General features: G+C 73.1%; 21 protein-coding genes. 8 read left to right on the top strand and 13 right to left on the bottom strand.

The genetic code is table 11. The features are described 5' to 3' along the window. Positions 1-240 precede the first annotated feature (240 nt). Entirely contained in the window at positions 241-891 is a 651-nt protein-coding gene (locus tag JQN83_RS32040) for a dTMP kinase (protein WP_208570890.1), read from the top strand. 380 nt (positions 892-1,271) lie between these two features. Here JQN83_RS32040 and JQN83_RS32035 read toward each other — a convergent pair whose 3' ends face one another. From JQN83_RS32035 to JQN83_RS32020, 4 genes are all read right to left on the bottom strand, one after another. Next, complete coding sequence (locus tag JQN83_RS32035; protein WP_208570889.1) at positions 1,272-3,500, bottom strand: transglycosylase domain-containing protein; 2,229 nt, start codon at positions 3,498-3,500, stop codon at positions 1,272-1,274. 233 nt (positions 3,501-3,733) lie between these two features. Next, complete coding sequence (locus tag JQN83_RS32030) at positions 3,734-4,537, bottom strand: hypothetical protein (protein ID WP_208570888.1); 804 nt, start codon at positions 4,535-4,537, stop codon at positions 3,734-3,736. 293 nt (positions 4,538-4,830) lie between these two features. Then, positions 4,831-5,937: an SPFH domain-containing protein gene (locus JQN83_RS32025; RefSeq protein ID WP_208570887.1), complete on the bottom strand. Its 1,107-nt coding sequence runs from the start codon at positions 5,935-5,937 to the stop codon at positions 4,831-4,833. Between the two features lie 4 nt (positions 5,938-5,941). After that, entirely contained in the window at positions 5,942-6,415 is a 474-nt protein-coding gene (locus tag JQN83_RS32020; RefSeq protein ID WP_208570886.1) for an NfeD family protein, read from the bottom strand. A 94-nt stretch (positions 6,416-6,509) separates the two neighbouring features. Between JQN83_RS32020 and JQN83_RS32015 the strand changes: the two genes are divergently transcribed. Further along, positions 6,510-7,823 (top strand): serine hydrolase domain-containing protein, encoded by a 1,314-nt coding sequence (locus JQN83_RS32015; protein WP_208570885.1) that lies wholly within the window; start codon positions 6,510-6,512, stop codon positions 7,821-7,823. A 51-nt stretch (positions 7,824-7,874) separates the two neighbouring features. Here JQN83_RS32015 and JQN83_RS32010 read toward each other — a convergent pair whose 3' ends face one another. After that, positions 7,875-8,687, bottom strand: a complete 813-nt coding sequence (locus tag JQN83_RS32010) for a DUF3097 domain-containing protein (RefSeq protein ID WP_208570884.1) — start codon at positions 8,685-8,687, stop codon at positions 7,875-7,877. Positions 8,688-9,018: 331 nt separating this feature from the next. Between JQN83_RS32010 and JQN83_RS32005 the strand changes: the two genes are divergently transcribed. Continuing rightward, on the top strand, positions 9,019-9,813 hold the full coding sequence (locus JQN83_RS32005) for an Rv1486c family protein (protein WP_208570883.1): 795 nt from the start codon (positions 9,019-9,021) through the stop codon (positions 9,811-9,813). Positions 9,814-9,957: 144 nt separating this feature from the next. Here JQN83_RS32005 and JQN83_RS32000 read toward each other — a convergent pair whose 3' ends face one another. From JQN83_RS32000 to fabG, 4 genes are all read right to left on the bottom strand, one after another. Further along, positions 9,958-10,737, bottom strand: coding sequence for an HAD-IIA family hydrolase (locus tag JQN83_RS32000; RefSeq protein WP_088645665.1), 780 nt, complete (start codon positions 10,735-10,737; stop codon positions 9,958-9,960). Between the two features lie 42 nt (positions 10,738-10,779). Beyond that, on the bottom strand, positions 10,780-11,811 hold the full coding sequence (locus JQN83_RS31995) for a ferrochelatase (RefSeq protein ID WP_208570882.1): 1,032 nt from the start codon (positions 11,809-11,811) through the stop codon (positions 10,780-10,782). Between the two features lie 95 nt (positions 11,812-11,906). Next, entirely contained in the window at positions 11,907-12,674 is a 768-nt protein-coding gene (gene fabI / locus JQN83_RS31990; RefSeq protein ID WP_208570881.1) for an enoyl-ACP reductase FabI, read from the bottom strand. Positions 12,675-12,697: 23 nt separating this feature from the next. After that, positions 12,698-13,402 (bottom strand): beta-ketoacyl-ACP reductase, encoded by a 705-nt coding sequence (gene fabG, locus JQN83_RS31985; protein ID WP_208570880.1) that lies wholly within the window; start codon positions 13,400-13,402, stop codon positions 12,698-12,700. Positions 13,403-13,777: 375 nt separating this feature from the next. Here fabG and JQN83_RS31980 point away from each other — a divergent pair, with 375 nt between their 5' ends. Continuing rightward, complete coding sequence (locus JQN83_RS31980) at positions 13,778-13,936, top strand: hypothetical protein (RefSeq protein WP_208570893.1); 159 nt, start codon at positions 13,778-13,780, stop codon at positions 13,934-13,936. Between the two features lie 163 nt (positions 13,937-14,099). On the opposite strand, the gene JQN83_RS31975 is transcribed toward JQN83_RS31980, so the two are convergent. Genes JQN83_RS31975 through JQN83_RS31965 form a run of 3 tightly spaced genes read right to left on the bottom strand, consistent with a single transcriptional unit; the run spans position 14,100 to position 17,145 of the window. Then, complete coding sequence (locus JQN83_RS31975) at positions 14,100-15,050, bottom strand: VWA domain-containing protein (protein ID WP_208570879.1); 951 nt, start codon at positions 15,048-15,050, stop codon at positions 14,100-14,102. Continuing rightward, positions 15,047-16,057, bottom strand: coding sequence for a DUF58 domain-containing protein (locus JQN83_RS31970; RefSeq protein ID WP_208570892.1), 1,011 nt, complete (start codon positions 16,055-16,057; stop codon positions 15,047-15,049). Before JQN83_RS31970 ends, JQN83_RS31975 begins: the two co-directional genes overlap by 4 nt. After that, positions 16,036-17,145: an AAA family ATPase gene (locus JQN83_RS31965; RefSeq protein ID WP_208570878.1), complete on the bottom strand. Its 1,110-nt coding sequence runs from the start codon at positions 17,143-17,145 to the stop codon at positions 16,036-16,038. Before JQN83_RS31965 ends, JQN83_RS31970 begins: the two co-directional genes overlap by 22 nt. Positions 17,146-17,385: 240 nt before the next feature. On the opposite strand from JQN83_RS31965, the gene JQN83_RS31960 reads away from it, so the two are divergent. The 3 genes from JQN83_RS31960 (at position 17,386) to JQN83_RS31950 (ending at position 19,795) form a co-directional block, all read left to right on the top strand. Further along, positions 17,386-17,616 carry a hypothetical protein gene (locus JQN83_RS31960; RefSeq protein ID WP_208570877.1) on the top strand — a complete coding sequence of 77 codons (231 nt, stop codon included), beginning with the start codon at positions 17,386-17,388 and terminating at the stop codon, positions 17,614-17,616. Then, positions 17,613-18,131: a PH domain-containing protein gene (locus tag JQN83_RS31955; protein ID WP_307800004.1), complete on the top strand. Its 519-nt coding sequence runs from the start codon at positions 17,613-17,615 to the stop codon at positions 18,129-18,131. Before JQN83_RS31960 ends, JQN83_RS31955 begins: the two co-directional genes overlap by 4 nt. A 197-nt stretch (positions 18,132-18,328) precedes the next feature. After that, positions 18,329-19,795: a PH domain-containing protein gene (locus tag JQN83_RS31950; RefSeq protein WP_208570876.1), complete on the top strand. Its 1,467-nt coding sequence runs from the start codon at positions 18,329-18,331 to the stop codon at positions 19,793-19,795. Here the strand turns inward: JQN83_RS31950 and JQN83_RS31945 are convergent, their stop codons facing one another. Then, the gene (locus tag JQN83_RS31945) at positions 19,796-20,824 is read right to left on the bottom strand and encodes a phosphatase PAP2 family protein (protein WP_208570875.1); all 1,029 of its coding nucleotides are present in this window, start codon (positions 20,822-20,824) and stop codon (positions 19,796-19,798) included. 209 nt (positions 20,825-21,033) lie between these two features. Here JQN83_RS31945 and JQN83_RS31940 point away from each other — a divergent pair, with 209 nt between their 5' ends. Continuing rightward, positions 21,034-22,275, top strand: a complete 1,242-nt coding sequence (locus JQN83_RS31940) for an IS701 family transposase (protein WP_208570874.1) — start codon at positions 21,034-21,036, stop codon at positions 22,273-22,275. Positions 22,276-22,524: the final 249 nt, after the last annotated feature.

Here is a 22,524-nt window from a genome sequence, read left to right as displayed (position 1 = left end):
CCGACCCGAAGCCCACAGATGCTCCAACACCTGCCGATGCCCGAACGTCAACACACCCGGCTTCGCCACCAGGACCTCCAACCCAACCCAAGATCAGTTGCACTGAAGCCTAGAAACCGCCGCTCCATTCCTGACCTGAACCTCTTGATCACCGGGCCAAGCCGGGCCGGGGTGAGCCGGGACAGGTTGGGTTTGGGTTGGGTGGGGTTCGGGGGTGGTGGGGTGGTTAGGGTGCGGGGGATGGGGCGTGGGGTGGTTGTCGCGATGGTGGGGACGGACGGGTCAGGAAAGTCGACCCAGGCCAGAGGGCTGGTAGGGCGGCTGAACGAGGCGGGGATACCCGCGACCTACCTCGAGAATGCCGGTGGACGGCCGCTGTGGAACCGGCTGGCGCGGGCGGTGGGCCGTCGCGACGGCGTGCATCTGTTCGGACGGCGTGCCTACCCGGTGCTGGAGGCGACGGTACGGTGGGTGGCGCTGGCCCGTGCGGTGGCGGTCACCCGGTTGACCGGGCGGGTCGGGGTGATGGACCGCTGGACCTGGTGCCAGTACGTGATCATGCGAGCCCGTGGCGACCGGGGTGTCGGGCTGGTCCGCGCCGCGTACGCCCTCTTTCCCCGGCCGGACCTGGTCTGTTTCCTGGCCGTCCGGCCGGAGCTGGCCCAGCGACGGGTGCTGGAGCGGGGCATCGACACCGAGGAGTTGGCCCACCTGACCGCGCTCGACGCCGGTTACCGGGCGCTACCGGAGTTCGGCAGCTTCACCCTGATCGACGGCAACGCCGCCCCGGCGACGGTGGCCGCCGCCCTCGACCGGGCGGTCGCCACGGTGACCGGCAGGCGGGTAACCGTCACCGGCACCCGCCGGGACAGCCCGGTAAGTAAGCCGTAACCGCCACCGTGCCGGGCAACCCGGTAAGCCGTCACCGGCACTGTGCCGGACAACGCGATAGCCGGCACCCCGCCGGACACCCTGGTAAGCCGTCACCGGCACCCCGCCGGACAACCCCGGTGGCAGCACGGCCAACCCCCGGCCCCGCCCGATGGCAGCACAGCCGACACCCTGGTCCCCGTGCCCGGATGGTGGTCCAGCCGGTTGCTCCTCGCCGCTGCCGCCGAAGATCACGCTCGATCCATGTTCCAGTGGCATCCAAGCGCTCGCGAGGCCACTCGAACATGGATCGAGCGTGATCTTGCACCTCGGTGCCACGCACGAACCCCGGCTGCGCGACCCGGGCGTACCGGCCGACTGGCACCCGCACGAACCCCGGCTCAGCCCCGACGGTTCTGCAACCAGCGCAGCAGGTCCGACGGGAAGCCCTCGTCCGGTTGCGGCGCGCTGGGGGACGGCCGGGGCGTCGGACGTTGCGGGTTGCCGACGAGTTCCCGGCTGGGGGCGGTGAAGTCGCGGACCTGCTGGCCGTCCACTGCGGTACGGATGGTCCGGGCGACCGCCGTGATCACCTCACCCTGCACCGCCGCGCCGACCGCGTCGCTGGGGTCGTCGGGGTTGGCGGCGATGCCGGCGACCGCGACCTGCGGGGTGAAACCGACGAAGGTCTCGGTGGCGTTCTGCTCCGAGCTGCCGGTCTTGCCGGCCACCGGGCGACCGACGATCCGGTCCACCCCACCGGCGGTGCTGCCGTTGCACTGCCCGTACGCCGACTGCTGGCCGACCGGGCAGCGGGCCGCGTCGGTGGCGGCGCGGGCCACGTCCGGCGTCAGCACCTGCTTGCAGGCCGGCTGCCCGACCGGCACGGTCGTGCCGTCCGGGGCGGTCACCGAGACCACCGGGGTCGGCGCGCAGTACGTCCCCTCGGCGGCCACTGTCGCGTAGGCGTTGGCCAGGTCGAGCGGGGTGGTGGCGGACACCCCGAGGGTGAACGCCCCCCAGTCGTCGGCGTCGTGCGCGGCGAGGTCGGCGTCGGCCGGCGCCCGGAAGGTGATCCCGAGGCGCTGGGCCATCTCCACCACCTTGGCCGGGCCGACCTGCTCCTCCAGCCAGACGAAGTAGGTGTTCACCGAGCGGCCGAAGCCGTCCCACATCATCCGGTAGCCGTCCATCCGCGCCGGGTTGGCGTTGGCCGGGCACCACCGGCCGTCACAGGACGCCTCCCCCTCGGCGGGGAACCGGGTGGTCAGCCGGCTCGGCGAGTCGAACCCGGTGGACAGGGTACGACCGTTCTCCAGCGCGGCCAGCATGGTGAACAGCTTGAACGTGGAGCCGGCCTGGTAGCCGGCGATGCTGCCGCCGCCGGAGACCAGCGGGTTGACGGTCTGGCCGTCGCCCACGCCGTACTCCCGGTTGACGGCCAGGGCGAGCACCCGGCCGGTGCCGGGCTCGACGGCGGCGATCGGCAGGGCGCGGGCGTCGTCGGCGGGGTAGACCTTGCGTGCCTCGGCGACGGCGGTGGCCTGCACGTCGGGGTCGAGCGAGGTGACCACGGTGTAGCCGCCCCGGCGCAGCGACTGCTCCCGCTCCTGGGCGGTCGCACCGAAGGCGGGTTGCTCCAACCACCAGCGGCGCAGGTAGTCGCAGAAGAATCCGGCGTCGGCGCTGGCCGTGGCGGTGCAGCCGTTGGGCTGGGCCGTGGGGTGCAGGGTCAGCTTCTCGGCGCGGGCCGCGTCGGCCTGGGCGGCGGTGATCGCGCCGGTGGCGACCATCGAGTCGAGGACGTACCCGCGTCGGTTCAGGGCCGCGTCCTGGTCACCGTCGATCGGGCTGTACGCGTCGGGCGACTGGACCAGTCCGGCGAGCAACGCCGACTCGGCCAGGGTCAGGTCGGCGGGTGCCTTGCCGAAGTAGCGCTGGCTGGCGGCGGCGACCCCGTACGCCCCGGAGCCGAAGTAGGCGATGTTGAGGTAGCGGTTGAGGATCTCGTCCTTGCTGAGGGTCTTCTCCAGCTCGGTGGCGTACCGGATCTCCTGGAGCTTGCGCCCGACGGTCTGCTCGGTGGCCGCCTGCCGTTGCTCGGCGGTGGCCGTGGGGTCGGTCTTGAGCACGTTGCGCACGTACTGCATGGTCAGCGTGGAGCCGCCCTGGGCGGTGCCGCCGCCGGTGACGTTGGCGACCAGGGCGCGGGCCATGCCGCGCAGGTCGGCCCCGCCGTGGGAGTAGAAGCGGCGGTCCTCGGCGGCGACGATCGCCTGCCGCAGTGTCGGGGCGATCTCGGCCAGCGGCACGTCGGTGCGGTTGACGTCGTAGAACGTGGTGAGCAGCGTCTTACCGTCGTTGGCGTAGAGGTAGGAGCGCTGCGGGGTGGCCGGGGTGCGCAGCGCCGCCGGCAGGTCGTCGAACGCCCCCAGGACCGCCTTGGTGGCGATGCCGGCGAGCAGGTTGCCCGGGAGCGCGGCGACTGCGAGGACCAGACCGGCCAGCAGGCCGGCGAGCAGCACGGTGAGCAGCCGCGTCAGCGGCGTCCGGGGTGAGGACATGGACGCAAGCATTGCCACCGCACCGGGTAGCAGCCCACTCCGCCAGCGGATTGTCAGGTAACTCACCGTAATCTGCCAGCGACTTCCCCGCCCCGTCCCCCTCCCGTCCCCGCATCCCCCCTCCATCCCGTTCATCCCCTCCGTCCCCTCCGTCCCGGCGGCTCGGTGATCAAGAGCTTTGCGCGCTCTCCGGCCGAATTCCTGACGCAAACTTCTTGATCACCGACCCGAGCCGACCCGAGGCGACCCGAGGCGGGGAGGGGCGGGGGGAGGGAGCGGGGAGCGGGGCGGGGGCGGGGTTAGGCGGCGGGGAGGGGGCCTTGGGGGCCGGGGGTGGGTGGGGTGGGGGTGGTGACGCTGGCGGTGGCGGCGTCGTGGGCGATGGCGGCCGGGAGGAGGCGGCCGGAGCGGTAGCCGATACCGACACCCGAGATCAGCACGAAGATCGCGCCGAAGGTCGGCAGCGAGCCGACCAGCGCGCCGCCCAGGCCGAGCAGCGGGGCGGCGATCATCAGCATCGCCCCGTCACCGATGGCGAATGCCCCGGAACGGGCCACCGCCCAGCCGGTGAGCAGCCACCCCGCGCTGTAGCAGGTGGCCCCGACCAGCACCAACGTCCGGGCGGTGGTGCCGAAGACCGGGGTCTGCTCGGTCAGGCCGGCGAAGGGCAGCATCAGCACCGTGCCACCGATGCCCACCAGCAGGCCGGCCACCGCCGCCCGCCGGCTGCGGGTGGCCGCGAGCAGACCGGTGAGCGCGAGCAGGGCGAGCAGACCCAGCCAGATGGCGGCGACCCAGCCGAGCAGGTAGAGGGGGCGGCCGTCGGCCGGGTACGGGTCGTTGCCGACCGCGCCGTCGCTGGCCATCGCCACCGCCCCGTAGAGGACCGCGTAGGCGGGCAGCAGCCAGACCGCCGCGCGGGCGAGCCGGCGCAGCGACCAGGCCCAACTGGCGTCGGTGGCCGGCGCTGACGGGCCGGGGTCACCGACGAAGGGCAGCACCCCGAAGCCGCCGCCGGTGCGCCGGGTGCCCAGCGGACCCGCCGGGTCGTGTGCGCCGGCAACCGGGGTACGGGAGAACAAGCGCTGCGCGGGTTCCTTCATGGCTCACCTCGTCTGCTCCGACGGGCGGCACGCGCGGCGACACCCGTCTACTCCGACGGGCGGTACGCGCGGCGACACCCCTCTGCTCCGACGGGTGACCGGCACGCGCCCCCGTCCGCCCTCCCGACGGGCGGCACGGGACGCGCCACCCGGCTGCTGGCGGCGGGCCGGCCGGAACGCGTCCGGCGCCCCGGTGCCTGACCACCACCCGTCCCTCAGGACCGATCGTGGCAGGCACCGGGGCGCCGGATGAGCGTTTCTCACATTTGCCGCCGGGGTGGGCGGCGACGGGGTCAGGCCCGTTCGCGCTGGTCGGCCGGGTCGCTGACCAGGCTGGCCGGGGAGACCGGCTCGGGCGCCGGCAGCCTCTTCGGCACGTTGCCGCCGGTGGCCTGCGCCTCGGCGACGCGTACCTCGTCGTGGATCTGCTGGGCGGCGCTGGCCGCCGCCTGGGCCGCCTCGGCGGCCTCCCGCTCGACCTCGCCCGCGCTGTGCTTCGCCTCCGGGGCCGGTTCGTCGCCGACCATCCGGCTCAGCCCGCCCAGCGCGCCGCCCATGCCCTCCAGGGCCTTGGTCAGCTCGGTCGGGATGATCCAGACCTTGTTGGCCGTGCCGTTGGCGATCTGCGGCAGCGCCTGCAGGTATTGGTAGGCCAGCACCTTCTGGCTCGGGTTGGCGGTGTGGATCGCGTCGAAGACGGTCCGGATCGCCTTGGCCTGACCCTCGGCCTGCAGGATCCGGGCCTGCCGGTCACCGTCGGCGCGCAGCACCGCGGACTGCTTCTCACCCTCGGCGGTGAGGATCTGCGACTGCTTGTGCCCCTCGGCGGTGAGGATCGCCGCCCGGCGGTCCCGCTCGGCGCGCATCTGCTTCTCCATCGAGTCGCGGATGCTCGCCGGCGGCTCGATCGCCTTGATCTCCACCCGGGTCACCTTGATGCCCCACCGGCCGGTGGTCTCGTCGAGCACCCCGGAGAGGTGCCGGTTGATCTCCTCGCGGCTGGTCAGGGCCCGCTCCAGGTCCAGCGAACCGATCACGTTACGCAGCGTCGTGACGGTCAGCTGCTCGATCGCCTGGATGAAGTTGGCGATCTCGTAGGTGGCCCGGACCGCGTCCACCACCTTGTAGTAGAGGACGGTGTCGATCGACACCACCAGGTTGTCGGAGGTGATCACCGGCTGCGGCGGGAAGCTCACCACCTGCTCACGCATGTCGACCTTGGTACGCACCGCGTCGACGAACGGGACCAGCAGGTTCAGGCCCGGGTTCAGGGTGCGCTTGTACTTGCCGAGCCGCTCCACCACGTCCTGACGCTGCTGCGGCACGATGCGTACCGCCTTCGCCAGCGTCACCACCATGATCAACGCTACGGCCACCAACAGGACCGCTAGAAATTCCATACCGTCACCTTTTCGCTTCCGGCAGCTCGCCGGGGGAGGAAATGTCGTCCTGCCACACCAGGGCGGTGGCGCCCCGGACCTTTATCACCTGCACCCGCGCACCGGGCTCGAAAGTCTGCGTCGCGTCGTACGGACGCGCCGTCCACAACTCGCCGTCGATCTTCACCATGCCCTGGTCGGCACCGACCTGCTCGATCACCAGCGCGGTGGCGCCCTCCAGCGCCTCCACCCCGAACGGCTGCTCGCCGCTGTCCACCGACGGCCGCATGTGCCGGCGGATCGTCGGCCGGGCGAGCGCCACCGTCAACGCCGACACCACGGCGAAAACCACCGCCTGCACGGCGACGGGCGCACCCAGCGCGGCGGCCCCGGCGGCGGCGAACGCGCCCACCGCGAACATGATCAAAAACAGCGTCGTCGTGAAGATCTCGGCGACGGCCAACAGCACACCCAGCACGATCCACACCACGGCGTCCACCCCCCGATCGTGACACGTCCACGCGAATCCACCCACTCCTGGTGATCAGTAAGCTCAGTTCAGGCCCGTTCCGACCGCCGCCAAGGAGCCGATCGTGACCCTGCTCGCCGAGACCGTCCGCCGGATCGACACCCTCGTGGCACAGGCCCAGGCCACCGGGCGTACGCCGTCGTTGGCGCTGGGCGTCGTACGGGACGGGGCCCTGGTGCACCTGGCCGCCGCCGGCGACCACCCGCGCCCGGACCCCGACCTCCAGTACCGGGTGGGCTCGATCACCAAGACGATGACCGCGACGCTGCTGCTGGGGGAACGGGACGCCGGCCGGCTCACCCTCGACGACCCGCTGGAGCGGCACCTGCCGGGCACCGCCGTCGGCGGGCTCACCCTGCGCCAACTCCTCGGTCACGCCAGCGGCCTGCACCGCGAACCCGACGGCCCGTGGTGGGAGCGGACCGAGGGCACCGACCTGGCCACCCTGGTCGCCGGCGTGACCACGGACAAGGTCGGCTACCCCGCCTGGCGCGGCTACCACTACTCCAACCTGGCGTACGGGCTGCTCGGCGGGGTGCTGGAACGGGTCACCGGGACGCCCTGGGCGCAACTGCTGAGCACCCGGATCCTCGACCCGCTGGGCCTACGGCGCACCACCTACCACCCCACCGCGCCGTACGCCCCGGGCTACGTGGTGCACCCGTGGCACGACACCCTGCGGGAGGAGCCGCGCACCGACACCGGGGCGATGGCCCCCGCCGGGCAACTCTGGTCGACCGTCACCGACCTCGCCCGCTGGGCGGCGTTCCTCGCCGACCCCGACCCCGAGGTGCTGGCCGCCGACACCCTCACCGAGATGTGCACCCCGGTCATCCTCAGCGACCTGGACTCCTGGCGTGGCGGCCACGGCCTGGGCCTGGAGCTGTACCGCGAGGGCGACCGGGTGTACGTGGGCCACGGCGGCTCGATGCCCGGCTACGTCGCCGCGCTGACCGTGCACCGGCCCAGCCGGACCGCCGTGGTCGGCTACGCCAACTCGTACGGGTTCCGCACCGGCCACATCGGCGGGCTGTCCCGGCAACTGCTCACCCTGGTCCTGGACGCCGAACCGACGCCGGTCACGCCCTGGCGGCCGGCCGCCGCCCCACCCCCGGCGGAACTGGCCGAGCTGACCGGCCGCTGGTGGTGGATGGGCATCGAGTACGAGGTCCGGGCCGACCCGGCCGGCGAGCTGTGGGCCGGCCGGCCCGGCGAGCCGACGCTACGGTTCACCCGGACCGGACCGGACCGCTGGCGGGGCCGCTCCGGCGAGGAGGACAGCGAGGTCCTCGCCGTGCTCCGCGACCCGGACGGGCGGGCGGTGGGCCTGGACATCGGCACCTTCGTCTTCACCCGCACCCCAGACCAGGAGCCCTGACCGGTCTGCCCGACCGGTCGGCCGTCTGCCCGATCCGGCGGTCGGTGCGGCTCAGCCGGGTTCGGTGACGAAGTCGATCAGGCGTTCCATCGCGTTGATCAGCGGCGTCTCCACGTCGGCGAAACTGTCCACCCGGGACAGGATGCGTCGCCACATGTCGGCCGGCTCGGCCACCCCGAGGGCCGCACAGACGCCCTCCTTCCACGGCCGGCCCGGCGGCACCACCGGCCAGGCCCGGATGCCCAGCGCGGCCGGCTTGACCGCCTGCCACACGTCGACGTACGGGTGCCCGGTGACCAGCACGTGCGGGGAGTCCACCCGGGCCACGATCCGGCTCTCCTTGGAGCCGGGCACCAGGTGGTCGACGAGCACCCCCAACCGGCGGCCGGGGCCGGGGGCGAAGTCGCGTACCTCGGCGTCGAGGGCGTCGATGCCGTCCAACGGCTCCACCACCACGCCCTCGACCCGCAGGTCGTCGCCCCAGATCCGCTCCACCAGGGCGGCGTCGTGCACGCCCTCGACCCAGATCCGGCTGGCCTTGGCCACCCGCGCCCGGACGTCGTCCACGGCGATCGATCCGGAGGCGGTGCGGCGGCGGGCGGCAGGCACCACGGGGCGTACCGGCCGGCGCAGGGTCACCGGTGCCCCGTCGAGCAGGAACGCGGCGGGCAGCAGCGGGAAGACGCGCCGCCGGCCGTGCCGGTCCTCCAGCACCACCGCCCCCGACTCGAACCCCACCACCGCGCCGCAGAACCCGGAGTCGGCGTCCTCCACCACGAGATCCACCTCGGCGTCGACCTCGGGGGTGACCTTCCGTCGCCGCCAGTCGCCCGCCAGCACGTCCTCGCCGTATCGCCCCGCCATGTCGATCACGCTAACCTCCGGCGCGCTCCGGCACCTCCCGACGCGCCCGTCCGACGTGCCGCCCACCCGGACCGACGCGCCGCCCGCCGAGCCCGACGCGCCCCGGCCGACCCGCCGTCCACCGAGCCCGACCCGCCCGGCCGACCCGCCGTCCGCGCGGACCGGCGTGCCCCCGCCGTGCCCGATCCGCCGTCCGCGCGGGCCGCTGCGCCAACCGCCCGGGCCGACGTGCCGTCCGTGCGGGCCGCGCCACCTGCGCCGGTGGGTGGGCCGTGGGACCCACGATCCGGCAGTCGAGACAGGGGCGGCGGGGAGCACGTACCCTTTCGGCATGTCCTCCCCCGCAACGGGCGCGGCCACCCTCGCCGCGCGCCGGTCGAGCCGTTTCGTGGCCTGGGTACGCGCCTGGCGGGCCGGCCTGGTGCCCTTCGACGAGGTGGCCGAGTCGGTCGCCGGTGACGAGGAGCACCTGGTCGCCGACGCGCCGGGCACCTGGCGGGACGTGCCGCTGCGCGACGCCCTGCCGACGTTGGCCAAGCTCTCCCCCGACGAGATCCGCCTGGTGCTGCCGGCACCGGGCGACCCGCGGGGGCTGCCCGGTCCGGGCGACTTCGCCGGGGCCGCGCTGCTGGCCGGGGAGGCCGTGGTGGCCGGTGGGCTCGGGCTGATCCCCGAGGTGCGCACCCACACCTCCGGCTCCGGGATGACCTGGGAGACGGTGCTGTGGCGGGTCTACCCGCTGCCGGCCGACGCGCCGAAGGCGTCGCTGACCGCACCCGGAGCGGCCGAGGCGGAGGCGGAACTGGCCACCGCGCTGGCCGAGTCCACCGCCGCGCTGACCCGCCTCGACGTGGCCCAGTGGCGGCCCGAGCTGGCCGGGGCGCTCGCCGCGCTGCGCCGCCCGGACGGTGCCACCGACCTGCCGCCCGGGTTCGACCCACGCTCCCGGCGGCTGTTCGCCCGCGCCGCCGTCCTCGACCGGGTCCTCGCGCTGGCCGGGGAGAGCGCGCCCGGCGGAGCGATCAACAACCACGAGGCCCAGCAGCGCGACGCCGCCCTGCGCCCGCTCACCACCGCCTGTAGGCAGGCGCTGGTCGCCGCCTGCAACGCCCCGCTGCGCCCCTGACCGCACCCGCCGCGCACACCGCGCCACGCCGCCCGCACCGCACACCGGGCCGCCCGCGCCGCGCCGCACGCCGAGCCGGGCCGCCATGCCCGCCGGCCGGGACGCTGCCCGCACCCGGACCGGATCGCGCCGGAACGGTACGGCTCAGATCTCGTCGATCAGGTCCAGCACCGAGTCGACGATGCGCGACGGCCGGTACGGGTAGCGTTCCGTCTCGGCCCGGGTGCTGATCCCGGTGAGCACCAGGATCGTCTCCAGCCCCGCCTCCAGGCCGCACAGGATGTCGGTGTCCATCCGGTCGCCGATCATCGCGGTGCTCTCCGAGTGGGCGTTGATGGTGTTCAACGCCGAACGCATCATCATCGGGTTGGGCTTGCCGACGAAGTACGGCTCCACCCCGGTCGCCTTCGAGATCATCGCGGCGACCGACCCGGCGGCGGGTAGCGCACCCTCCACCGACGGGCCGGTGACGTCCGGGTTGGTGCAGATGAACCGGGCCCCGTCGTTGATCAGCCGGACCGCCTTGGTGATCGCCTCGAAGCTGTAGGTGCGGGTCTCCCCCAGCACCACGTAGTCCGGGGCGAAGTCGGTCAGCACGTAACCGACGGCGTGCAGCGCGGTGGTCAGCCCCGCCTCGCCGATCACGTACGCGGTGCCGCCCGGCCGCTGGTCGGCGAGGAACTGGGCGGTGGCCAGCGCCGCCGTCCAGATCGCCTCCTCGGGCACCTCGAAGCCCATCCGGGTGAGCCGGGCCTGGAGGTCGCGCGGGGTGTAGATGGAGTTGTTGGTGAGCACCAGGAAGGGCTTGCCGGAGGACCGGAGCCGGTTGACGAACTCGGGGGCGCCGGGCACCGGCTGGCCCTCGTGCACCAGCACGCCGTCCATGTCGGTGAGCCAGCTCTGCACCGGTTTGCGGTCAAGCATCTGTCGTCCCAAGGGGGTGTCGGGGAGGGTGGGTCGTCGGCATCAGGGGCGGCGGGCGGCCGGCACGCAGCACGGGGTCGGGCAGCTGTCCCACATCGGCAGCTCACCGAGGCGACGGCGGGTCGCCGGGCCGTCGGGCGTGGTGCGTTCGGCCACCAGTTCGCGCACCATCGAAACGAACCTCGGGTCGGTGCCGGGGGTGCCCGCCCGGACGAGGTCCAGACCGAGCTGCTTGGCCGTCTCCAACGCCTCGGTGTCGAGGTCCCAGACCACCTCCAGGTGGTCGGAGACGAACCCGATCGGGCTGACCACCACCCCGGTCACCCCCTGCCCGGCGAGGGCGGTCAGGTGGTCGTTGACGTCCGGCTCCAGCCACGGCACCTGGGGCGGGCCGGAACGGCTCTGCCAGACCAGGTCGTAGGGCAGGTCGGGTGCGGCGGCGGCGTGCACCAGCCGGGCGGTCTCCGCCAGCTGCGCGGTGTACCGGCCGCCGTGCGGGCCGGCGGTGGCCGCCGCCGAGGTGGGGATGGAGTGCGCGGTGAAGACCAGCCGGGTGGTGTCCCGCCGGGCCGGGTCGAGCTGGGCCAGCGCCGAGCGCACCGCGTCGGCGTGCGGCTCGACGAAGCCCGGGTGGTCCCAGAACTGCCGCAGCTTGTCGATCACCGGGGCGTCCGGGCCGACGGCGGCCCGCGCGGCGGCGATGTCCTCCTGGTACTGCCGGCACGACGAGTAGCCGCCGTACGCGCTGGTGACGAACGCCAGCGCCCGGGCGATCCCGTCGTCACGCATCTGCGCCACGGTGTCGGCGAGCATCGGGTCCCAGTTCCGGTTGCCCCAGTAGACCGGCAGGTCGACGTCGTGCGCGGCGAGGTCCGCCCGGATCGCGGCGAGCAGTTCGCGGCACTGCTGGTTGATCGGGGAGACCCCGCCGAAGTGCAGGTAGTGCTCGGCGACCTCGGCCAGCCGCTCGGGCGGCACCCCCCGCCCCCGGGTCACGTTCTCCAGGAAGGGCAGCACGTCCTCGGGCCGCTCCGGGCCACCGAAGGAGACCAGCACCAATGCGTCGTACGACATGGGGTCATTCTCCCCCGCGCCCGAAGACGGCCCGACGACGCCCCCTGGTCGCGGGCGTGCCGCAGGGGCCCCGGTCCGGGGCCCCTGCGGGCGGTTCAGGCGCCGACGGCGTGGTAGCCGCCGTCGACGTGGACGATCTCGCCGGTGGTGGCCGGGAACCAGTCCGACAGCAGGGCCAGGCAGGCGCGGGCGGCCGGCTCCTGGTCGGTGAGGCTCCAGCCCAGCGGGGCGCGCTCGGTCCACGCCTGCTCGAACTGCTCGAAGCCGGGGATGGACTTCGCGGCCATGGTGCGCAGCGGCCCGGCCGCGACCAGGTTGCTGCGGATGCCCTGCTTGCCCAGGTGCACGGCGAGGTAGCGGGAGGTGGACTCCAACCCGGCCTTGGCCACGCCCATCCAGTCGTAGACCGGCCAGGCCTTGGTCGCGTCGAAGGTGAGCCCGACCACCGAGCCGCCCGGCGACATCAGCGGCAGCGCCGCCATGGCCAGCGACTTGTAGGAGTACGTGGAGACGTGCAGCGCGGTCGCCACGTCCTCCCAGGAGGCGTCGAGGAAGCCGCCACCGAGGCAGCTCTGCGGGGCGAAGCCGATCGAGTGGACCACCCCGTCGAGTCCGTCGACGTGCTCGCGTACCCGGTCGGCCAGGCCGGCGAGCTGCTCCGGGCTGGTCACGTCCAGCTCGATGATCGGTGCCGGCTGGGGCAGCCGGCGGGCGATCCGCTCGACCAGCGAGAGCCGGCCGTAGCCGGTGAGCACGACCTGGGCGCCGTTGTCCTGGGCGAGTTTCGCCACCGAGAAGGCGATCGAGGCGTCGGTGATGACGCCGGTGACCAGCAGCCGCTTACCGGCGAGCAGTCCTGACATGTGTTGGCTTCCTCCGTACGTTCTCAGTGACCCATGCCGAGGCCGCCGTCGACCGGGATGACGGCACCGGAGATGTAGCCGGCGGCGTCCGAGGCGAGCCAGGTGACCACCCCGGCGACCTCGTCCGGCGCGGCGAACCGCCCGGCCGGGATGACCTTGCGGTACTCGGTGCGGCGCTCCTCGGGCAGCTTGGCCGTCATCTCGGTGTCGATGAAGCCCGGGGCGACCACGTTCGCGGTGATGTTGCGGCTGCCCAGTTCCCGGGTGATCGAGCGGGCCACCCCCACCAGGCCGGCCTTGCTGGCGGCGTAGTTGACCTGGCCGGCGCCGCCGTAGAGGCCGATCACCGACGAGATGAAGATCATCCGGCCCCACTTGGCCCGGAGCATCTTGGACGAGGCCCGCTTGGCGCACCGGAAGGCACCGGTCAGGTTGGTGTCGAGTACCCCGGTGAACTGCTCCTCGGACATCCGCATCAGCAGCGTGTCGTCGGTGATGCCGGCGTTGGCGACCAGCACCTCGACCGGGCCGAGCTCGGCCTCGACCGCGGCGAAGGCGGCGTCGACGGAGGCCGAGTCGGTGACGTCGCACCGGACCCCGAAGAGTCCCTCCGGCGCGTCGCCGCTGCGGTGGGTGACCGCCACCCGGTCGCCCTGCTTGGCGAAGGACTGCGCGATGGCCAGTCCGATTCCCCGGTTGCCGCCGGTCACCAGCACGGTACGGGCCACTGTCCCCCCTCGTTTCCACTGATCATTCCGGTCGGAGCCTAGGCGTTACCGACAGGTAACCGCTAACGGTCCGCCACCGGCGGCCGACCGAGTACGCGTTCGCGCAGTCCCCGTTGTACGATCATCGTCGTCCGCGAGCCGAATGCGACTCGCGTTTCCGGCCCGCCGACCGCAGGAGGTGATCGCTGTGCGAGATAGCGATCCTCCCAGTCGTGGCCGGGCCCTCCGTCAGCCCCGCTGAGCCACGACTCAGTCGGTCGAGCTGACCCAGCTCCCGCTCCCCGCACCTCCCGTCTGCGGCCCCGGCCACAGACCGGTCGGTGGTGCCGTCCCGCGTCGGGACGCCCCGGTGGAGCAGCCCGGTCACGACTTCGCGTGTGCGCCCCGTTCAACCCTTTGCGGTCCGCCCCGCCCCCGCGGACCGCCCCGTCGCCACCGGAGCCGTTCATGAGCCGCTACGTCGCCCCGCTGAGCTTCACCCTCGCCGCCGTCTGGGTGGCCGTCGTGTTCGTGCTGGCCGGCGGCGGTCACTGACCACCACCGGCCGTCGCGCCGACCCGCACACCCCGGCGGGACACCCCGGACCGGGTCACCGCACCCCGGGACGTCCGCCAACCGCCGCACCACACCCCCGACGTCCAGCCGGGCGTCACAACATCCGGGACGTCCAGCCGGGCGTCACAACATCCGGGACGCCTCACAGCATGCGGGACGTCCACAGCAGGCTCAGCCCGCCCGCGCAGAGCACCAGCAGCAACGCCGTCCCCGCGTACCACTGGGTGATCTCGCGGGGCTCGGTGCGGAACCCGATCGACGAGCCCATGTCCTGGTAGACCTGCTTCAGCTCGGCCACCGAGGCCGCCTCGTAGAAGTAACCCTCGGTGGTCTCGGCGAGCTGGGCCAGCGCCAGCCGGTCCACCGGCACCCGCTGCAACTGACCACCGATGTCGACCTGCCCCGAGTCGGTGCCGAACGCGATGGTGGACACCGGCACGTTCGCCGCCTGCGCCGCCGCCGCGGCCTCCTCCACCGACCGGCCCGAGGTGCGGAACCCGTCGGAGAGCAGCACGATCCGGGCCGGCGGAATGCCGGCCGCACCGTCGGCCGGCACCGACCGGATCGCCTCCAGGCAGGTGAAGACCGCCTCACCGGTGGCGGTCGCCTCGGCCAGGGTCAGCCCGTCGATCGCCGCCGTCACCACCGCCCGGTCCTTGGTGGGGGCCACCAGCACGTTCGCCGCCTTGGCGAAGGAGACCAACCCCAGGTTGTAGCTGGCCGGCAACTCACCGACGAACTGCTTCGCCGCCTCCTGCGCGGCCTCCAACCGGCTCGGCGACACGTCGTCGGCCTGCATGGACAGCGACACGTCGATGGCGAGCATCACGGTGGCCCGCTCCAACGGCTCCCGGGTGTCGATCGCCGGCCGGGCCATCCCGGTGGCCAGCGCCACCATCGCCAGCAGCAGCACGGTCGCCGCCACGTGCCGCCGCCACCCCAACCCCTTCGGCGCGAGGGTCCGCAGCAGGTCCACGTTGGTGAACCGCATCGCGTACGCCCGGCGGTGGCGCTGCCGCCAGACGTAGGCCGCGGCCAGGGCCAGCACCGGCACCAGCGTCAGCAGCCACCACGGTTGCATGAAACGGATCATCGCGTCGTCCCCCGGGTGCGGGCGTGCCGCTGGGCGGCCACGAATCGCACCATGTCCAGCAGCCAGTCTCGGTCGGTACGCAACACCAGGTGCCCGGCACCGGCGGCGCGCAGCTCGGTGGCGATCGCGCCGCGCTGGGCGGCGGCCGCCTCGGCGTAACGGCGGCGCAGCCGCGGATCGGCGGTCTGCACCTCGTGCAGCTCCCCGGTCTCCGGGTCCACCACCGGCAGCACCCCCACGTCGGGCAACTCCAGCTCGCGCGGGTCGACCACCTCGATGGCCAGCACGTCGTGCCGGACCCGCAGCTTACGCATCGGCCGGCCCCACTGCGCGGGCGGTGCGAGGAAGTCCGAGATCACCACGGCCAGGCCCCGGCGGCGCGGCGGCCGGTTGAGCAGGTCGATCAGCGCCCCCAGGTCACCGCGCCCGGGACGCAGCGGGGTGTGCGCCACCGCGCGCAGCAACGCCTGCGCCTCCCGCCGGCCGGAGCGGGCCGGCACCCGGGTCAGCGTCCCCGGCCCGGTGGGCTCCGGTGGTGGGGCGGAGCGCCACCGACGGGTGGGCGGGGCCGGCGGCGGGACCCCGGTGCCGATCACCGCGCCGATCCGGTTGCCGCCACGCACGGTCAGGTGGGTCAGCGCGGCCGTCGCGGCGACCACCACGTCCCGCTTGAGCCACCGGCCGGTGCCGAAGTCCAGGCTCGCCGACAGATCCACCGCCAGCCACGTCTCCAGCTCCCGGTCGGCCACCGTACGCCGCACGTGCGGGGTGGTGGTCCGGGCGGTCACCGGCCAGTCCATCCGGCGTACGTCGTCGCCGGGGCGGTACTCGCGCGACTCCCCCGCCTCGCTGCCCGGCCCCGGCAGCAGACCCGCGTAGTCGCCCTCAAGCAGTCCGTCGAGTTTGCGGGTCACCAGCAGTTGCAGCCGGGACAGCACCGCCTCGTTGCGCTCCCCACCGGCGTCGGCCGGGCGTACCGGTGCGGTCACGGGCGCTGCCCGGGCCAGCCGGCGGCCGGCGGGCCGCTGACCGGCGGCGGCGCGGACGCCTGCTGACGGGGCGCCACCGAGGGCATCGGGATGGTCGACATCACCCGGTGCACCACGTGGTCGGCGGGCACGTCGTCGGCCAGCGCGTCATAGCTGAGCACCAGCCGGTGGCGCAGGATGTCCGGCGCGATGTCCTGGACGTCCTGCGGCAACGCGTAGTCCCGGCCGCGCAGCAGTGCCAGCGCCCGGGTGGCCCGGATCAGGCCGAGCGAGGCGCGCGGGCTGGCCCCGTACTGGATCAGCCGGGCCACGTCGGGCATCCCGTGCTCGGCGGGACTGCGGGTGGCCAGCACCAGCCGGACGGCGTAGTCGACCAACGCGTTGTGCACGAAGACCTGGTCGGCCTTGCGTTGCAGGGCGAGCAGGTCGTCGGCGGTGAAGACCTGCGCCGGCACGGGCGCGGCGACCCCCATCCGGTAGACGATCTCCCGCTCCTCGGCGTCGGTGGGGTACCCGACGACGATCTTCATCAGGAAGCGGTCCCGCTGCGCCTCCGGCAACGGATAGACACCCTCCTGCTCGATCGGATTCTGGGTGGCCATCACCAGGAACGGGTCGGGCACCCGGTGGGTCTGGCCGCCGATGGAGACCTGCCGTTCGCTCATCACCTCCAGCAGTGCCGACTGCACCTTGGCCGGGGCCCGGTTGATCTCGTCGGCGAGCAGGAAGTTGACGAAGACCGGGCCCAGCTCGACGTCGAACTTCTCACTCGACTGCCGGTAGATCCGGGTGCCCATGATGTCGGCCGGCACCAGGTCCGGGGTGAACTGCACCCGGGCGAACTCCCCACCCACCACCCGGGCCAGGGTCTCCACCGCGAGGGTCTTGGCCACCCCCGGCACACCCTCCAGCAGGCAGTGCCCCCGGGCCAGGAGCGCCACGAACATCCGCTCCACCATCCGGTCCTGCCCGACGATCACCCGTTTGATCTCGAACAGCGCCCGCTCCAGCAGGGTGGCGTCCTGGGCGGGAGTGGTCACCGCCGCAGGTGTCTCGGGGGCCGTCCCGTTCGGGGTCGGGGCGTCGGGCGTGGTCGGCTGGGCCACCGGTCCTCCACAGCATGATCGGTCGTCGTGGCGTGGTGCGGTAACAAGACTCGCATGCCCGGCTGAGAGCCGAGGTGGGGAGAACCCGATTTCCGCCACGCCGTCCCGATCACCGAATCGCTGAACGAGGGTGGACACGAAGGGGTCTGCCGCGTGTACGATTCACCCCGTCGCCGGGCGGCTCCCCCCGTGGCCGCCCGGCGCTCAAACCTCCGGTCCAGGCGTGCCTACACTTCCCTGGTGACCGATCCCACCCCCGCCGACGAGGCCCCCGTCTGTTCGTCGCGGGGGTGTCGCGCGCCCGCCAGCTGGGCGTTGCGCTGGAACAATCCCCGACTGCACACCCCCGACCGGCGCAAGACCTGGCTCGCCTGCCCGGCCCACCGGGGCAGTCTCGGCGACTTTCTCGACGCCCGGGGGTTCCTCCGGGAGGTCGCCGCGCTCCCCACATCGCATACCCTCGAAGCGTGAACGCTGCCGAGCCACCCCAGTCCCCGGTGAGCGCCCTGGAACCCTGGCCGGACACCGTCCGCTGGCAGCCGATCTCGACCGACCTGATCTGGGTCGAACTGCTCCGCCTGGCACTGGGCCTGGCGGTGCTGCTGGTCGGGCTGGCGGTGGGCTGGGCGCTGCAGGGGCACTGGCTGTTCGGCGCGGGCTGCGCCGTGGTGCTGCTCGGCGGCGGCTGGCGGGCGGTGACGATCGTCCGGGGCGTACACGCCTGGGGGTACGCCGAACGCGACGACGACCTGCTGGTCCGGCACGGGTTGCTGGTCCGCCGGTTGTCCATCGTGCCGTACTCGCGGATGCAGTTCGTCGACGTCAGCGCCGGCCCCCTGGAACGCGCCTTCGACCTGGCCACCGTGCAGTTGCACACCGCCGCGGCGGCCACCGACGCCCGGGTGCCCGGCCTGCGGCCGGCCGAGGCGTCCCGGCTGCGCGACCGGCTCACCGCCCTCGGTGAGGACCGGGCGGAGGGGCTGTGACCGACGGCCACCCCGGCCCCGGCGCGGCCCGTCCCGCCGACCCGACGCCCACCAGGCCCGCACCGTCTGACCCACCGGCACCGTCCGACCGTTCACCATCCGGCCCACCGGCACCGTCGGACCATTCACCATCGCACCGAGCGGTGCCGTCGAACCCAGCGGCACCGTCGGGCCCAGCGGTGCCGTCGGGCCCGCCCATGCCGGGCGGGGTCGCCGCCCCGCAGGTGGCGACCGTCCCGGACCGTTCCGAGTCCCCCGCGCCGGCGGGACCCGCCACCGGTCCGGATGCCGACCAGCCGGGGCCGACCGGTCCGGGCGCGACGGCCGCCGATGCGCCGCCCCGGCAACGGCTGCACCCCCTGAGCCCGGTGTTGCAGGGGGCGAAGTCCCTGTTCGTGGTGATCGCCGGCCTGTCCTGGTCGACCCTGTCCCGGGTCGGCTTCGGCTGGTTCGCCGTGCTGGTGGCGGTACTCGCCCTGGGCGCGACCGTGCTGGCGGTGGTCAGCTGGTACAACACCGGTTACCACATCGTCGGGCGGGAACTGCGGGTGCACGAGGGCCTGCTGTGGCGGCGCACCCGGGCGATCCCGCTGGAACGCCTACAGGCCGTGGAAGTGGTTCGCCCGCTGCTGGCACAACTCACCGGCCTGGCCGAGCTGCGCCTGGAGGTGGTCGGCGGCGGTAAGACCGAGGCGCCGCTGGCGTACCTCTCGGTGGCCGACGCGGCCCGGCTGCGGCAGCGGCTGCTCGCCGTGGCCGCCGGCACCCCGGACCAGGAGACCACCGGGGCGGTCCCGCCGACGCCCGGCGACCCGGAGGTGGACGCCACCACGCCGACCGAGCGGGAGCCGGCGGGCCGGCCGCTGCACGCGGTGAGCAACACCGACCTGCTGGTCAGCCAACTCCTCACCCCCCAGGCGTTCCTGCTCCCGGTCGGGGTGGCCTTCGTGGTGGCGCAGTTCCTGTCCGAGGGCTCCTGGTCGTTCATCGCGGTCGCCAGCACCCTCACCGCGATGGCCGGCGTGCTGCTGCAACCGGTCCGCCGGGTCCTCGACGACTGGAGCTTCCGCCTGGCCCGCGAATCCGACCGGCTGCGCATCCACAACGGGCTGCTGGAGACCCGGATGCAGACCGTGCCGCTGGAACGGGTGCAGACCGTCGTGGTGACCTGGCCGCTGCTCTGGCGGATGAAGGGCTGGCTGCGGCTGCGGCTGGAGGTCGCCGGCTACTCCGGCGGCGAGACCGACGACCGCAACCGGCCCGACCGGCTGCTCCCCGTCGGCGACCTGGCCGTCGGCACGATGATCGTCGACGAGGTGCTGCCCGGGGTACGGCTGGACGCGCTGCCGTTGACCCCGCCACCGCAGCGGGCCCGCTGGCTGCGCCCGCTCAGCGCCCGGGCGCTCGGCGCGGGGCTGCACGAGCGGGTGTTCGCCGTCCGGTCCGGTCTGCTCACCCGGCAGTTGGCGCTGGTGCCGTACGCCCGCATCCAGAGCGTGCGGGTGGTGCAGGGGCCGGCGCAGCGGCGGTTGCGGCTGGCGACCGTGCACGTCGACACCGCCGGTGGGTCGGGTGCCGCCGCGTACGACCGGGACCTGGCCCAGGCGTGGGCGCTCGCCGCGGAGCTGACCGCCCGGGGCCACGCCGCCCGCCGCGCCCGCTGATCAGCGCCGGGCGGACCCGGCCGGGGTGACGGCGACCGCAGCGTCGTCGGGTGACGCCGCGGCGGTGGGGCCGGCACGACGGGCCTGGCGGGCCCGCCAGGCCCGCTCGGCCAGCCCGACGACCAGGAACGTCATCCCCACGTACGCCCAGCCCACCAGGACGTCGATGACGTAGTGCTCCCCGCTGTAGACCAGGGTGAAGGTCATCGCCAGCGGGTAGGCCAGCAGCAGCGGCCACCAGCGACGCCGGGTCGAGCGCAGGAAGAACAACACCACGAACAACGCCCAGGCGGTGTGCAGCGACGGCATCGCGGCGACCGGGTTGGAGGCGATCTGCCCGGCGTTGAGCAGGTTGCCCGCGCCGTGCATCCCGAACTCCTTCCACCCCCGGGTGGAGATCCGGGCGACCTCGGTGAGCAGACCGTTCTGCGCCGCCCACCACGGCGGAGCGGCCGGATAGACGAAGTAGGTCACCAGGCCGGCCGCGCAGAGGAAACCCCACCGCCGCATGTACGCCGCCCACCGCGCCCGGCTGCGCAGCCAGAGCACCGCGGCGGCGGCCAGCGTCACCACGAAGTGGGAGAAGTAGACCCAGCTGACCGCCACGTCCCACCAGCGCACGTCGGGGCGGTAGAGGTGCTGCTGGAGCCAGACCGTGGGCACCTCGCCCCCGGTCGCCCAGCCGAACATCAACCGGTCGGCGACGATCAGCTCGTAGGCGTGCGGGGTGCGGCCGTTGTCGGCGAACCCCCGGGAGAGGTTGTAGAAGGCGAGCAGCAGCACCACCGGGATCCAGTCCCGGGCGAACCGCAGGTGGCTGCGCCAGGGCCGGCCCCAGTTCCAGGCGACGGTGCCGGCCCAGATCCACAGGAAGGCGTACGCCGGGTCGGTGGGCAGGCCGATGGCCAGCCAGGTCACCACGAAGGCGACGGCCCAGACGGACATCGCGATCACGCGGCGGCGTCCACCGGCGGACGCGCCGACGGACCCGGACGGGACGGGGGGCGGGGGCTCAGTCACAACGGCCATCGCGGTCAAGGTTAACGGTGGGCGACGCATCGACCACCGCCGACCACCTGTCGGGTGACCACCGGGCACGGGAGCCCGCCGACGACGGCGGAAGCACCCGGCCGGCCGCCGATGTCCCGGCCGGCAGCGGGGGCCCGACCACTAGTAGTGCTTTGTTAGGTCGGCGTGTCGTGGGGTGATTGGGGTGGCGTGGGTAGTTCGATGTTGCGGTGACCCCTGACGAGCTTTCGGTTGTGCGGCAACGGCTTGAGGCGTTCGCCGCGGATGTGTTCATCCCTTTGGTGCGTTCGGATCAGCGGGCCAAGGGTGAGACGTATCTGCGGGGGCTGTTGTTGGACGGGCGGCGTAAGTCGATGCAGCCGATGGCGGATCGGCTCGGGGTGGATCATCAGGGGTTGCAGCAGTTCGTGACGGCCTCGACGTGGGACACCGGGGCGGTGCGGATGCGGCTGGCCCGCCGGGCGGTCGACGTGGTCGCTCCGGTGGCGTGGGTGGTCGATGACACCGGCTTCCCGAAGGACGGCAAAGGCTCGCCGGGTGTGGCCAGGCAGTACTCGGGGACGTTGGGCAAGGTCGCGAACTGCCAGATCGGGGTCAGTGTCCACGCGGTCACCGACACCGCGTCGTGCCCGTTGGATTGGCGGCTGTTCTTGCCGACGTCGTGGGACGACCAGGCTGTTGACGAGGCTGACCGCCCCGATGTGCTCGCCCGCCGGGCCCGGTGCGCGATACCTGACGATGAGCATCATCGGCCGAAGTGGTCGATGGTGGTGGAGATGCTCGATGAACTGGCCGAGCATGGACTACGCCCACCGTTGCTGGCCGCCGACGCCGGCTACGGCGATAACAGCCAGTTCCGCAGCGCTCTGGACGAGCGGTCCATCGACTACATCATGCAGGTCAAAGGCGACGCCCTCGCCCACACATCAGACGTGCAGCCGGTGGCGCGGGTCTGGTCCGGGCGGGGCCGCCCACCGACGCGCACCGATCCGCGCTACCCGAAAACCGCGGTCAGCCTCGTCGAACACATCCGCGCCGCTGGACGCGCCAACGTCGAGACGATCACCTGGCGGGACGGCTCCAAGGGCACGATGAACTCTCAGTTCATCTTCCTACGGGTACGCCCGGCCGGGCACCGCGTCGCCCGCGACACCGACGGCACCCTGCCCGAGCGGTGGCTGATCGCCCAATGGCCCGACGACCAGCCCGAACCGGTCAAGTACTGGCTGTCCAGCCTGCCCGCCACCACCAGCCACGCGGACCTGATCCGCTACGGCAAGATCCGCTGGCGCATTGAACACGACTACCGCGAACTAAAGACCGGCCTTGGCCTGGACCACTTCGAAGGCCGCTCCTTCATCGGCTGGCACCGCCACGTCACCCTGGCCACCGCCGCACACCTGTTCATCACCGAACTGCGCCTGGACCCAAAAGCGGCTGCGCCGGCCTGACCCTCTACACGGTCATCCGCGAGCTGCAACGGCTCCTCGGGACCTGGACCGGCGCCTGCCTCACCTGCCACCAACCCGTGAAACCCTTACACCGCAACAAACGCCACAGAACCTAACAAAGCACTACTAGGGCCTGTGTCGAAGTCGGTGCCGGGGCTTGAGCTGGTTTGAGGATCTTCGCGTGTCGGAGATCGAAAAAGAGTGAGGCCTCCGGTAGATGGTTCAGCGACCAAGCAGAACCTGAAAACC

Source organism: Micromonospora antibiotica (genome assembly GCF_017599305.1).
Classification (GTDB): Bacteria; Actinomycetota; Actinomycetes; order Mycobacteriales; family Micromonosporaceae; genus Micromonospora; species Micromonospora antibiotica.
Note: the sequence above shows the minus strand (reverse complement) of the source record. Positions and strands in the feature narration are given on the sequence as shown.